At 61.4% G+C, this 12,943-nt stretch carries 14 protein-coding genes; 5 read left to right on the top strand and 9 right to left on the bottom strand.

What is annotated here, in order from left to right; translation table 11 throughout:
• The first annotated feature begins 38 nt into the window (after positions 1-38).
• Complete coding sequence (gene apbC / locus DM813_RS14645) at positions 39-1,133, top strand: iron-sulfur cluster carrier protein ApbC (protein WP_128324107.1); 1,095 nt, start codon at positions 39-41, stop codon at positions 1,131-1,133.
• 132 nt (positions 1,134-1,265) lie between these two features.
• Here apbC and DM813_RS14650 read toward each other — a convergent pair whose 3' ends face one another.
• Positions 1,266-1,475 (bottom strand): cold-shock protein, encoded by a 210-nt coding sequence (locus DM813_RS14650; protein ID WP_028943495.1) that lies wholly within the window; start codon positions 1,473-1,475, stop codon positions 1,266-1,268.
• Between the two features lie 351 nt (positions 1,476-1,826).
• On the opposite strand from DM813_RS14650, the gene dcd reads away from it, so the two are divergent.
• Both dcd and DM813_RS14660 read left to right on the top strand, forming a co-directional pair.
• Positions 1,827-2,393 carry a dCTP deaminase gene (dcd, locus tag DM813_RS14655; RefSeq protein WP_028943496.1) on the top strand — a complete coding sequence of 189 codons (567 nt, stop codon included), beginning with the start codon at positions 1,827-1,829 and terminating at the stop codon, positions 2,391-2,393.
• 99 nt (positions 2,394-2,492) lie between these two features.
• Positions 2,493-2,726 (top strand): hypothetical protein, encoded by a 234-nt coding sequence (locus DM813_RS14660; RefSeq protein WP_128324108.1) that lies wholly within the window; start codon positions 2,493-2,495, stop codon positions 2,724-2,726.
• A 31-nt stretch (positions 2,727-2,757) separates the two neighbouring features.
• Here DM813_RS14660 and DM813_RS14665 read toward each other — a convergent pair whose 3' ends face one another.
• The 8 genes from DM813_RS14665 to DM813_RS14700 all read right to left on the bottom strand — a co-directional run bounded on the left by DM813_RS14665 (position 2,758) and on the right by DM813_RS14700 (position 11,264).
• Positions 2,758-3,873: a succinylglutamate desuccinylase/aspartoacylase family protein gene (locus DM813_RS14665; protein ID WP_128324109.1), complete on the bottom strand. Its 1,116-nt coding sequence runs from the start codon at positions 3,871-3,873 to the stop codon at positions 2,758-2,760.
• A gap of 204 nt (positions 3,874-4,077) precedes the next feature.
• Positions 4,078-6,129 (bottom strand): c-type cytochrome, encoded by a 2,052-nt coding sequence (locus DM813_RS14670; RefSeq protein WP_128324110.1) that lies wholly within the window; start codon positions 6,127-6,129, stop codon positions 4,078-4,080.
• Positions 6,130-6,310: 181 nt separating this feature from the next.
• Positions 6,311-8,752 (bottom strand): penicillin acylase family protein, encoded by a 2,442-nt coding sequence (locus DM813_RS14675; RefSeq protein ID WP_128324111.1) that lies wholly within the window; start codon positions 8,750-8,752, stop codon positions 6,311-6,313.
• A 115-nt stretch (positions 8,753-8,867) separates the two neighbouring features.
• Positions 8,868-9,512, bottom strand: coding sequence for a glutathione binding-like protein (locus tag DM813_RS14680; protein ID WP_128324112.1), 645 nt, complete (start codon positions 9,510-9,512; stop codon positions 8,868-8,870).
• Between the two features lie 93 nt (positions 9,513-9,605).
• A complete protein-coding gene (locus DM813_RS14685; RefSeq protein ID WP_038607838.1) occupies positions 9,606-9,806 on the bottom strand; it encodes an SEC-C metal-binding domain-containing protein in 201 nt (66 codons plus the stop codon).
• A 6-nt stretch (positions 9,807-9,812) separates the two neighbouring features.
• The gene (locus tag DM813_RS14690) at positions 9,813-10,283 is read right to left on the bottom strand and encodes an LEA type 2 family protein (protein WP_241653178.1); all 471 of its coding nucleotides are present in this window, start codon (positions 10,281-10,283) and stop codon (positions 9,813-9,815) included.
• A gap of 5 nt (positions 10,284-10,288) precedes the next feature.
• Positions 10,289-10,765, bottom strand: coding sequence for a YchJ family protein (locus DM813_RS14695; RefSeq protein WP_128324114.1), 477 nt, complete (start codon positions 10,763-10,765; stop codon positions 10,289-10,291).
• A 4-nt stretch (positions 10,766-10,769) separates the two neighbouring features.
• A complete protein-coding gene (locus tag DM813_RS14700; RefSeq protein WP_128324115.1) occupies positions 10,770-11,264 on the bottom strand; it encodes a DUF6231 family protein in 495 nt (164 codons plus the stop codon).
• A 160-nt stretch (positions 11,265-11,424) separates the two neighbouring features.
• Here DM813_RS14700 and DM813_RS14705 point away from each other — a divergent pair, with 160 nt between their 5' ends.
• Both DM813_RS14705 and DM813_RS14710 read left to right on the top strand, forming a co-directional pair.
• The gene (locus DM813_RS14705; RefSeq protein ID WP_128324116.1) at positions 11,425-12,111 is read left to right on the top strand and encodes an OmpA family protein; all 687 of its coding nucleotides are present in this window, start codon (positions 11,425-11,427) and stop codon (positions 12,109-12,111) included.
• A gap of 90 nt (positions 12,112-12,201) precedes the next feature.
• Positions 12,202-12,912, top strand: a complete 711-nt coding sequence (locus tag DM813_RS14710; protein WP_128324117.1) for an OmpA family protein — start codon at positions 12,202-12,204, stop codon at positions 12,910-12,912.
• The last annotated feature ends 31 nt before the right edge of the window (positions 12,913-12,943 follow it).

Below are 12,943 nucleotides of genomic sequence, written 5' to 3' on the forward strand. Positions count from 1 at the left end.
GTGGTCTGTTTTGCTCAGTCTTTATCACGGGAGTCTCCATGAGTGCCGTCACTCGCGCCGCCGTCGAAGCCGTTCTTCGCCAATACACCGATCCTTACCTGAACCAGGATCCGGTCAGTGCCGGCTGTGTGCAGGCCATTGATATCCAGGGGGCACGGGTCAATGTCCAGCTGCAGCTGGGTTATGCCGCCGGCCTGTTCAAGAATGGCTGGGCCCAGGTGCTGCAAACGGCCATCGAAGGTATCGACGGCGTGGACGCGGCGCGGGTCGAGATCGATTGCGTGATCGCTGCGCACAAGTCCCAGGCGCAGATCCCGGGTATGGCCAACGTCAAGAACATCATTGCCGTGGCCTCAGGCAAGGGCGGCGTGGGCAAGTCCACGACCGCTGCCAACCTGGCCCTGGCGCTGGCCCGCGAAGGGGCTCGGGTGGGCATTCTCGATGCCGACATCTATGGCCCGAGCCAGGGGGTGATGTTTGGTATCCCCGAGCGCACCCGACCACAGGTACGTGATCAGAAATGGTTCGTGCCGCTCAAGGCGCATGGTGTGGAAGTCATGTCCATGGCGTTCCTGACCGATGACAACACGCCGATGGTCTGGCGTGGGCCGATGGTCTCCGGTGCCCTGCTGCAGCTGGTGACACAGACCGCCTGGGACAACCTCGACTATCTGGTGATCGATATGCCGCCGGGAACGGGTGATATCCAGCTGACCCTGGCGCAAAAAGTCCCGGTGGCCGGCTCAGTGATCGTCACCACTCCTCAGGACCTGGCACTGATTGACGCCAAGAAAGGCGTGGAGATGTTCCGCAAGGTCAACATCCCAGTACTGGGTGTAGTCGAGAACATGGCTGTGCACATCTGTTCGAACTGCGGCCATGCCGAACACCTGTTTGGTGAGGGCGGCGGTGAAAAGCTGGCCTCCCAGTACGGGGTGGAACTGCTGGCCTCGCTACCGTTGTCGATGCTGATTCGCGAGCAGGCCGACAGCGGTAAGCCGACAGCCATCGCCGAGCCGGAAAGCCAGATTGCCATGGTCTATCAGGAGCTGGCCCGCCAGGTGGGTGCGCGGATCGTGTTGCAAGAGGCCGCTACGCCGGCGATGCCTAATATCACCATCAGCGAAGACTGATAGGGCTCATTCGCGGGTAAACCCGCTCCTACAACATCCCTGTAGGAGCGGGTTTACCCGCGAAGTTTTCCCAGGGCAAAAAAAAGCCCCGCCTGTTAAGGGCGGGGCTTTCTTCAAGCTGTAAAGCAGAAGTTAGATAACTTCTACTTCCTCAGCCTGCATGCCTTTCTGACCGCGAGTAGCGATGAAAGAAACCTGTTGGCCTTCTTTCAGGCTTTTGAAGCCGTCAGCTTTGATGGCTTTGAAGTGTACGAACAGGTCGTCACCGGATTGTGGGGTGATGAAGCCGAAGCCTTTTTCATCGTTGAACCACTTAACGGTACCGGTTTGGCGATTGGACATGGTCTGTCTCCTTGGACAAAGTTAACTACGACTCAGGAAACGCCCTGGCCGAGACTGAGTGCAAAGAGGCAGAAAATTCATGAAGATGGGTTGATCGAAATCTTGCATCAGGTAGATATTCTCAGTGACACGTGCAGCACAGTGGCGTCACCATAACCGTTTTTCCAGAACGTGCCAATGGTCTTGTTGAGCTTTCGCGCAAATCATGACTGACGGTGCTACCGGTCGGCCGCAAAGCCCCGTGATACGTGGATTCGACGCGTGACGGCGGATGGAACTTTGAACCAGGCGCCAGGCCCGGTAAGATGCGCCACAGATATTTTTCACCTCGCTACTTTCAGGACACCCGCCATGAGCATCAAATCGGACAAGTGGATTCGCCGCATGGCGCAGGAACACGGCATGATCGAGCCGTTCGTCGAACGCCAGGTGCGTGGCGAGAGCGATAACCGGCTGATTTCCTTCGGTGTATCAAGCTACGGCTACGACGTGCGCTGCGCCGACGAGTTCAAGGTGTTCACCAATATCAACTCGGCGACCGTCGATCCGAAAAACTTCGACGCGGGCAGCTTTGTCGATGTCAAAAGCGACGTCTGCATCATTCCGCCCAACTCCTTCGCCCTGGCCCGCACCGTCGAGTACTTCCGCATTCCGCGCAACGTCCTGACCATCTGCCTGGGCAAAAGCACCTACGCCCGCTGCGGCATCATCGTCAACGTGACCCCGCTTGAGCCAGAGTGGGAAGGCCACGTTACCCTGGAGTTCTCCAACACCACCACCTTGCCGGCGAAAATCTACGCCAACGAAGGCGTGGCACAGATGCTCTTCCTCGAATCCGATGAAGAGTGTGAGGTGTCCTACAAGGATCGTGGTGGTAAATACCAGGGGCAGCGCGGCGTCACCCTGCCTCGCACGTGAGCCGACAAAACGCGGGAATTCCTCGCCGCTTGTAGACTCCAATGCAGTGAACCGTTTCGCCAGGCAACAGGCCTGGCGAACCTCACCCAGGAGTCGTCCATGAAACTCGACCCGAGCATCAGCGCCAAACTGGCCGTGTTGCAGCCCAATCATGTCGGGGTGCTGGCCTGGTCGCTACTGGCTCATCCGCATCCCCACAGCATCCACGCTGGCGGTGTACCCGGTCAGCCTGACCCCGATACCCCTGATCAGCCACCTCCGGGCGAAGGGCAGCCGATGGAACCGGGCGAACCCACCTTGCCAGACGAGCCACCTCCGGCGCCTGTGGCCTGAAGCTCATGCGTGTAGCGTTGAGAGTGGCGGCTCAAGGCGACAGCAGGTAGCCACTGCGGTAGGCCTGGCGGCCTGCCACGTGTGCGATGACCATGCCAGCGGTGGCCATGCGTCGCAACGAGCGGGCGTAAAGCAGCCCGGGCTGCAGATTGCGCACGGGAGTAACGCGATCGTTGAGCGGATCGATGACCTCGGCGATCAATTGATCTGCTTCCAGGTACTGCCCGGGCGCAGCGTGAAACACCAGCAATCCCCCCAGGGGCGTTACCACAGGTTCTACGCCGGCCAGCGGTGTGGCCGGGTACATCAGCGGTGGCGGTGCGCTGGTGTTGCCTTCAATGGCACCGTACTGCGTCAGGTAGGCCAGGATCGCCGCGCAATCTTTTTCGGCCAGCGGATGGCTGACGTCGCCTTGGCCGCGCAATTCGATAGTGACCGAGAAACTGCCCTGGGGGATCGGGAAGTGCTTGGCGAAGCGCTGCTGCAGTTGCCACCAGACCAGGGTGAAGCATTCGTCGAAGGATTGTCCGCCTGAGTCGGTGGCAAGCAGGTTGGCCTGGGCGCCAAGGTAGCGCGCCAGCGGCTCGACCTGAGGCCAGGCCTCAGGGGTGGTGTACAGGTGGGCGACGGCTTCGAAATCGCAGTGCAGATCCAGCACCATCTCGGCATCACAGGCCAGGCGCTGCAAGGCCAGGCGCTGCGACTGCAGCGGCGTATGGGCGGGCTGGGCATCCAGCGCGCGGCGCAGGCACTCGCGGATGAGGGTGAGGTTGTGCGCAGGGTCCTGGTTCAGATGGGCTTCGATCTGGTCGCCGATGCTGTCGCTGAGGTCGACGAAGTTGCGGTTGAAGTTCTCGCCACTCTGCAGTTCGTAGCGGCCAAGCGGCACATCCATCAATACCTGTTCGAGGCCTACCGGGTTGGCAATCGGCACCAGCACGATCTCCCGACGCAGCGCTCCCTGTGCCTCGAGTTCGCCCAGGCGCTGCTTGAGGTGCCAGGCGACCAGCATGCCGGGCAGTTCGTCAGCATGCAGTGACGCCTGGATGTAGATCTTGCCGGCGCCACGGGGGCCGAAATGAAAGCTATGGATCTGGCGGGCGATACCTGGAACCGGGGCCAGAATGTCGTGGGTCGAATGATGCATATCAGTCCTAGTGAGTCGGTCCTGGGAATTCCGGCCAGCGCCGTTCGGCGAGGCGAAAAAGACACCGGGCGGCGCAGCGCCGACGGCATGATGATGTAAGCATAGAGCTTCATCGGGATGGCACCGAGCGTTACCGCTCGATGCCTGACTTCACCATGACAGCAAATTTCTCTCCACAGCCCTGATGCGCGTTGAGCGATCACTTCAGTAACGGGCATCCACCGGTTTGCCGCCGTTGGGCCAGTCGTTGACCTTGTCCGGGAAGTCCGGACGCGGCTGCTGCGAGAACCAGGCGGCGACATCCACCGCCTCCTGATCGCTCAGACCACCCTGACCCAACGGAAAGCGCCCGTGAAAGCCGATCGGCATGTTGCGTTTGACGAACGCTGCGGCGGTATAGGTACGCGCCATTCCTGCACCGATATTGAAGGATTGATCACCCCACAGCGGTGGGAATATCAGGTTGCCGTCCTCGTGGGCCAGCCCTTCGCCGCTGACACCATGGCACACTGCACACTGCGTGGCGTACACCTGTTGGCCGTTGCCAAGGTCGGGCTTGATCGCAGGATCGATCTTGCCGACACCGCGCCCGGCGACTTTGTCGCCGGGTTGGGTGTTGTTCTTCATCCAGTCGAAATAAGCCACCATAGCCTGCATGTCCGGTGATTGCGCCGGAATCGGTTTACCGTTCATTGAGCGGCGGAAACACCCATTGATGCGTTCTTCCAGAGTGATCACCTTGCCCGCACGGGGTGCATAACCGGGGAAAAAGGCGGACACGCCGACAAAGGGGGAGCCATCGGCCACCGTGCCGGCGTTCAGGTGACAGCTGGTGCAATTCAGGGCATTGCCGACGTTGTCGGGCAGTAGCGCCTTGGTTTGCAGGTGCAGGCGCATGCCACGGATCACTTGATCGGCGTTCGTGGCCATCAGCAGGTTGGCCAGGCGCGGGGTGTCGAAGGCGGTGGAATCTGAAGGTTGTGGGTTGAGTGAATCGCGCAGTTTTTTCACCTGGGCCGGAGTGACCGCCGTGCTGTTGTTACCCCAGCGACTGCGCACGAAACTGAGGATTTCGGCAATCTCCTGATCGGCAAGGCGATCGAAGCCGGGCATGCTGAAAACCCGCGAATGGGTGGTGGTTTGCGCCGACTTCCAGCCGGTCAGGGTGATGTGCAGCAGTGACGTCGGATCGCGTGAGGCAACGCTCGGGTTACCGGCCAGTGGCGGGAACATGCCTGGTACACCGGCCCCATCGGCGCGGTGGCAATCACTGCAGAACTGGGTGTAACCCAGCCCGCCACGGCTGCTGAACAGGTCGTCTGGCGCCGAGGCCCGGGTAAGAGGCAGCGCCGGCATGGGTCGGTCGTTTTCACCCGGTGGCAGCGACTTCAGGTAACTGGCTATGGCCGTCAGGTCGGCGTCGCTGAAGTGCTGGGTGCTGTGATGAATCACATCGACCATGTTGCCGGAGACCGTTGCAAAACGGTTCTGCCCGGTTTTCAGCAGTTGCACGGTATCCGGCACCGTCCACAGGTTGCGCAAGCTTAGCGCGCGCCAGTGCTCTACAGTCTCGCCGGCAAGGAAGTGCTTGCCGCTGCTGCCGGCATCGCTCATGGCCTTTTCCTGAAAAGCGATGCCACGAGGGGTATGGCAGGCACCACAATGACCCAGGCCTTGCACCAGATAGGCGCCACGGTTGATCAACGCAGGACGTTTGGGGTCTGGCTCAAACGGCTGGTCGTCGAGGAACACCCAGTTCCACAGTGCCAGCCCCCAACGCATGCTGAACGGCCAGCTCATCTGCGCCGGCAGATCGGCCTGATTGACCGGCGCGACGTCTTCCATCAGGTAGGTATACAGCGCGCGCATGTCCGCTTCGGTCATCTTCGCGTAGGACGGGTAGGGCATGGCGGGGTAGAGGTGGGTGCCCTCGGCATTTACCCCTTCGCGCATGGCCCGGTCGAACTGCTCGAAGCTGTAGCGGCCGATACCGGTGTCAGGGTCCGGCGTGATGTTGCTCGAGTAGATCGTGCCCATCGGCGTCTGCAATTGCAGGCCGCCCGCCATCAACGCGCCCTGCGGTGCCGTATGACAAGCGATGCAGTCACCCAGTTGGGCAACATATTTGCCGCGATCGATCAGCGCCGTGTCGACCGGCTCAGAATCCGTTGCCGCTATCGGCTCACGGGCATGAAGAACAGGGATCAGTAGCAGGGTCATGGCGCACAGGGCCAGACGCGAACGGACGGAAGCCATTGCATATTCCTTTATTCGCCCGGCCCGGGAGGTCCCTTCATGCGGGCGTGCAATCGTTTTTATGATTCATCAGGCAACGCTGGGGCGTGAGTACGTCCCAGGCTGGTTGTAGAGGATTTGTACGCGGGGGCTGTTGATTTGGATCAGCGCAGCCGGCATTGCGCCGGCTGCGAGGGAAGGGTTACTTGCCCGGCACCAGGCTCAGGCGCTTGTTGCCGTAGGCACGATCAAAGTTCTGCGGTTGCAGCGGCAGGCTCATGTAGCGGCCGTTGAACCAGGCGTCCAGGCCGTCGGCAAAGTGCGGGCTGGCCGGGTTGCCGGACTGACCGCTGCTGCTGAGCAATTGCAGGGGTTCAACCTGGCCGAAATCCACCACCATGCGCAGGGATGGAGCCAGCTCTGCATTGAAGTCCGCACCCCAGGCATAAGGCGCCAGGTTCAGGGTGCTATGGTCGCCACCGGTGGCCTGCGGCTTGCGGCTGACGGCATCACCCAGGCCATGGAAAGTTGCGGCCGGCCAGCGGTACTGGTGCAGCTTGCCCCATTGCCAGGCCTTGCGGTCGTTGCCCAGCTGCGATTCTGCAGCATTGACTGCGGCCGCCAGGCTGCGGGCGAGGATGGCAGGTTTGTCCTCGATTTGTGCAGTGCGCCGGTCATCCCAGAACGGGCTGTCTTCGCGGCCCAGCAAGTGGTCGGCCTGGGCCGAGTAAGAAAGGCGGGCGTTGCCGACAAAGGCCTTCCAGGTTGCTGACGATTCCGGGCCCAGCTCGTCAAGGAAGGTGAGCTTTGCGCTTTCCTGCAGGAACAGCTCATACAGTGCGGCGTCTGCCGAGGTGGTGCTCAGGCGTCCATCGAAGGCCATCAACCGTGTGTAGGCTTCCCGCGCTTTCGGGCGTTGATCGCCAGGCAAGGCCTCGATGGCTTGCTTGAGCGGCTGGGCCATGCCGGGCGCTTCGAACATTTGCTTGAGCTTGGCGGCAAATAGCGTGGTCTGGTCGTTCTGCATGGTGATCAGGCTGCGGCTGTCGTGCTTGCCGTTACCGGCCAGCTGGCCCAGGCGTTCGGCACGCTCAGGGTAATACCAGCTGTTGGAAAGCTGCATGCCATAGCCCTTGGGGACGCTACGCTGGTTGGCATTGCCGAGCCAGCCCTGCGGCGGGTCCTGGTCGTAGGGGTGGAGCATCGGGTCGGCATAGCCATCCCAGTCGTAACGCCCTTCCCAGCCCGGAGAAGGCAGCAGGCCCTGGCCTTCGCGGCGGTTGGGGAAGCGCCCGCTGACTTGCCAGCCGATGTTGCTGGCGTCGGCAAAGACGAAATTCAGCGCCGAAGCGCCGATTTCCCGGGTGTTGTCGAAGGCGCGTTCGACGTTTTGCGCGCGCGACAGGTCAAAGAACGCGTCCAGGCTCTTGTCGCCCCTGAGCTGCGGCAGTTGCAGGGCCAGGCCGAGGCCGGCATTTTGCGTCTGTCCGAGCAGGGTGCCGTGACGGGTGTCGTAAAGGGTTTCACGTTGCGGACGCTGGCCCTTGATAAAGAAGGTCTCGTTGCGGGCCTGGGCAGGCAGCCATTTGCCATCAGCCTGATACAGCAGTCGATTGCCTTCGCGCTTGAGCCGTTCTAGGTACAGGTCCTGGTTGTCGGCCATGACCGCGCTGGCGCTCCAGGCCAGCTTGCCGTTGTACCCTGACAGCAGCAGCGGCAGACCGGCGATGCTGACTCCGGCGCCCTGGTATTTCGGGGTTCTGAGCTGCACCGGCGTCATTGCCCAGGCACCGAGGGTGTCGCCGGCCAACAGGCTCTTGCCGCTGCGGCTTCGCTGTGGCGCGATCGCCCAGTTGCTGGAGCCGGCACTGCCCAGCAGATTGAGGGCAGCCAGCTGTTCGCTGGCAGCAGTCAGTGCGGCCAGGCCAGGCAACTGACTACCCAGGTTCAGGCCCTTGAGCTTGTCGGCCTCGGACATTGGCAGCGGCTCATCCGGGTAGCTGGGCAACAGCCACGGCAGCTTGTCGCTGCCGACTTTCTGCGCCAGGGTCAGTGCTGCCAGTTCCTCTTGCACGTTCACCGACTGGCTGAAGTTGAACAAAGTGAAGATCAGCGCCGAGTCTTCGGGCTTCCAGTACTCCGGGCGGTAGCCACTTTGCGCCAACGGCGCCGGCAACCGGTCGCGGTAACGGAACAGGTAGGCGTTGACGCCCCGGGCGTAGACTTCGAAGAAGCGCTTGAGGCGTGGCGAGGCATCCGCATAGAGCTGGTTGGCGGTCTGTTTGAGGTGGGCCGCACGCATCAGACGGTCGACTTCCAGTACGTCGGGCCCGGCCAGTTCGGCCAGCCGCCCCTGTGCCAGCAAGCGCATGCTGACCATTTGCCCGATACGATCACCGGCATGCACGTAACCCAGCGCAAACAGGGCGTCGTGGAAGTTGCTGCTTTCAATCAGCGGCATGCCCAGGGCATTGCGCCGCACCGACACGCTCTGCGCCAGGCCTTTTAGCGGTTGCACGCCGGTGCTTGGCGGCACGCTGTCGCGGTAGCCGCCGACCTGGCAGCCCCCCAGGGCAAGCAAGCCGAACATCGCTGCGGCTACGCCGAACCGGGGGAGAAAAGGGGGGAAGGCTGGCGCGGCCATGGTCGGGCTCCTGCAGGGCGTGGCGTCTAAAAGGCGCTACGTTAGTGAGCCCGACCGCGCCATGCAAGCGGAGCACAGCCTTTATTTTCAGTGCTCTGCAGCGTGTCGGCGCGGCTTACTGTGGCGGTGGGTTGACCTGTTCGATCAGGGCATAAGCGCGCTGGGTGGCCGGACGTGCCTGAATGCGCTCAAACCAGCCCTTGAGGGCCGGGAAATCGTCGAGATTCTGCTGCTGCCAGGTGTGCGGAACGATCCATGGGTAGATCGCCATGTCGGCGATGCTGTACGCGTCGCCGGCGACGAACGGTCGGTCAGCCAGGCGTTTGTCGAGTACGCCATACAAGCGTGCGGTTTCGTCCACGTAGCGTTGGATCGCGTAGGGGATCTTGTCCGGGGCGAAGCGATTGAAGTGGTGATTCTGCCCGGCCATCGGGCCCAACCCGCCCATTTGCCAGAACAGCCATTGCAGCACTTGCTGGCGACCGCGCAGGTCCTGGGGAATGAACTGTCCGGTTTTCTCGGCCAGGTACAGCAAAATGGCTCCGGACTCGAACAATGACAGTGGCGGCTGGCCGTCGAGCGGCTGGTTGTCGACGATGGCGGGGATGCGGTTGTTCGGGGCGATGCGCAGGAAGTCGGCGGCGAATTGCTCACCTTTACCGATGTTGATCGGGTGCAGGGTGTAGGGCAGCCCGGACTCTTCCAGAAACAGGGTGATCTTGTGGCCGTTGGGGGTAGTCCAGTAATACAGGTCGATCATGGCACGCTCCGTCGAATGACTGGCAGCTGCGCCACAGCGCAGCAGTCGCGCCTATGGATACCACAGGCGACGACCGCTGTTACAGGGGCTGTATCAGGCCCCGTGGCACTTCTTGAACTTCTTGTTGCTGCCGCATGGGCACGGGTCGTTACGGCCAACGTCCTTCAGGGCGTTGCGTACCGGCTCTTGATGGCCGTGGTTGCAGTGCGGACCGTGAACATGGCCGTGGTCATGGTCGTGGTGATCATGATCGTGGTTGCAGTCAGGGCCATGAACATGGGGTTGCTGGGTCATTGCAGGTTACTCCGGTAAAAGATCGCCGGGAATTATCTCACCACTGCGCGACAAGTGCAGGTTGCGACCGAAGATTAATCCACTGATGAGTTCGCCATCGAGGCGATAGTGCAAAGAGCCCTGGCTGTCCTTGAGCATCTTGGCCAGGGGTTTGACCTTTTGCCAGAGGTTGGTGCGCACCGGAATCTTGAACGTACGCTGGGTATTGGCACCAACGCTGCGCCACAGGCTTTCTTCGCCCTCGGCCAGGAGCATGTCGTTCAGACGCACGGAATAATTGAGGTAGCGAATGAACAGGCGTTCATCGTTGAGATTCTTTACCCGCACGTGGAGGATGAACTCCTGCTGCATCAGGCGAGCCTTGACGGTTTCGACCTGAACCAGGCTGACCTCGGGATTGCGGTAGTCGTCTTCCCCCCAACTGGCGCAGCCCGTCAGTTGCAGAATCAGAAGGCTGAAAAGCAACAGGCGGGCCATAGGCATCAGTTCCTCAGGTAACTGGCGCAACATTTTTTGAATTTCTGCCCGCTGGCGCAGGGGCAGGCATCATTGCGTCCGGCCTTCAGGTCCACGGTGGGATCAATGAAGTACCAGCGCCCGGCGTTCTGTACAAACGCCGAACGTTCACGGTGGCTATGTTCTCCGGCGCTGTCGTGCCAGCGGGCGGTGAACGTGACGAAGGCATGCTCGGGCTGGCCGCCGAAGACCTCGGCACTTTCCACCTCAAGGCCCAGCCAGGTGCTCTGCGAGCTCCAGGCGGCAATGGCGGTTCGATCAAGGCCGGCCTGCTGCGCAGGCAGGGTCGTTTCCACCAGATAGTCGAGCAACCCCAGCACATAGGCGCTGTAGCGCGAGCGCATCAGTGCCTGGGCATCGGGGGCCGGATGCCCGGCGTGATAGTGCCCGCAACAGGCGTCGAGCAGATTACCGCTGCCGCAGGGACATACCGAGACACTCATTGTTTCACCACCAGTACTTGCCAAAATTTTGCGGGTTGGCCCAGAACTTGGCATTGAGCCAGTCCGGGACCTGTTTGTATTCACGTAGATCATAGGTGAACAGACTCAGTACCTGCTCATCGCGCTGAAACTTTTCGTTGGCCTGCAGGGCCAAGGCAAAGAAGTCGGTGTCTTGCCAGCCGCAGGCATTGAGGTCGGCCAACACTGCCACGCGGCTGGCATTGAGGTTGCGGATACCCCCCAGTAAATGCAGGCCGTCACGTTTGGGCAGGTGCTCCAGGCAGTCGACCAGCAATGCCAGGTCGAACCGTTGCGCTGCCAGTGCAGCCGGCAAAGGCCCTGGTTGGGCCTGAGCAATCTCGACCTGTGGATGGGCCTGGGCGAAGGCTTCAAGAGCAGGGAAACGCGTACCCACTAGCAATAGTCGTTGCGGGGTGTAGCGCTCAAGCAGCGCGGCCAGGGCTTGTTGCGGCGTGCGCTGGGAAAATCCGTCAATCATCGGGAATCCTCGGTCAGATGCGTCAAGACTAACGGTCGCGGACCGCCAGGCATAGTGGCTGACGGCCGCATCATGGCTTATTGCTGGCGGAGATGGTGTGCGCGGTCTTTACTCCCAGAGCGTCGGTTAAGAACTGATTCCCCCTAGGAGATTGCAACAAATGAGCATAGTACGCACCGCATTACCTCTGGTTCTGCTAACCAGCGTGTTGACTGGTTGCGCAGGTTTGCAAAAAACCGACTGGCCAAAGTGTGCAGCCGTCGGGGGTGTAGGTGGCGCGGCCCTGGGCGCCATAGAAAGTTCGAGTTGGGCAGGCTGGGGCGCGTTGCTCGGTGGCGGCCTGGCGGCTGGCTATTGCTGGGCACATGGCGATGGCGATGAAGACGGGGATGGCGTGCCGGACAGCCGTGACAAGTGCCCGGGTACGCCGCGTGGCGTCCAGGTCGATGCCGATGGTTGCCCACCACCTGCCGTGGTCGAAGAAGTTGCCGTGGTCAAAGAAGAGGTCATTGTCATTCGCGATGTCACCTTCGAGTTTGACTCTGCCAGGCTGACGCCTGCCGACAAAGAGCGTTTGAACACCATCGCTACCCGTCTGAAAAACGAAGCGCCAACCGCGAAATTGAGCGTGACCGGTCATACCGACAGCGTTGGTCGTGATGCCTACAACCAGAAACTGTCGGAGCAACGTGCCCATTCTGTGACCGACTACCTGATCAGTAATGGTGTGCCGCGCGCGAGCTTCGTCTCGGTGCAGGGGGCTGGTGAAACTCGTCCGGAAGCTGACAACGCGACTGCGGAAGGCCGGGCCATGAACCGCCGTGTGGAAATCCGCATCGACCGTTGATGCACCACCGGCCTGCAGCTTGAGAAGTACTGCGGGCAGGTCTTTACTCCTGTGTGACCGGCAAACGCCGGTGACACAGGAGCAATTCCCATGAGTGTTTTCTCCAAGGCTGCGATTCCCGTTGTGGTTGCCGCAAGCCTGCTCTCCGGTTGCGCCACCCACAGTGATGGCAGCGCACCACTCAATCAAAGGACTTGGCCAGTCTGCAGCCTGCTCGGTGGTTTGGTCGGCGGTGGATTGGGGGCAATTGAAAGTTCTGCCTGGGCCGCGGGTGGCGGTGTGGCCGGCGCCATCGCCGGCGGTTTGATCTGTTACGCCCAGGATGGCGACGAAGACGAGGATGGCGTCTTCGACCGGCGCGACCGTTGTCCGGATACTCCGGCCAACACCCCGGTCAGCCATAACGGTTGTCCACTGCCGCAGTATCCGCAAGCTGCGACGCAAGCCACCACCTCCGAGGTCATCACCCTTAACGATCAAGGCGCGGTGATGTTTGCCTTCGATTCCGCCGAATTGACGGCTGATGCCAAAAGCCAGTTGCAGGGGCTGATGAGCAAGCTAAATGCCGACAGCGTGCGCAGTGTCAAAGTGATTGGTCATACCGATAGCCAGGGCGAGGATGCCTACAACCAGGCACTTTCCGAGCGGCGCGCCAGCAGTGTTGCCGAGTACTTGATCAGCCAGGGCCTGGCGCCGGCCAAAGTCACCAGCCAGGGGCGTGGCGAGAGCGAACCCATTGCCGGCAACGACACCGATGCCGGACGCGCGCAGAACCGCAGGGTGGAGCTGCACATTAATTAACCAGGCTACTGGTAGCGGACGATGCCAGCCG

It is taken from the genome of Pseudomonas alkylphenolica, assembly GCF_004025535.1.
In the GTDB taxonomy this organism is placed as follows: domain Bacteria; phylum Pseudomonadota; class Gammaproteobacteria; order Pseudomonadales; family Pseudomonadaceae; genus Aquipseudomonas; species Aquipseudomonas alkylphenolica_A.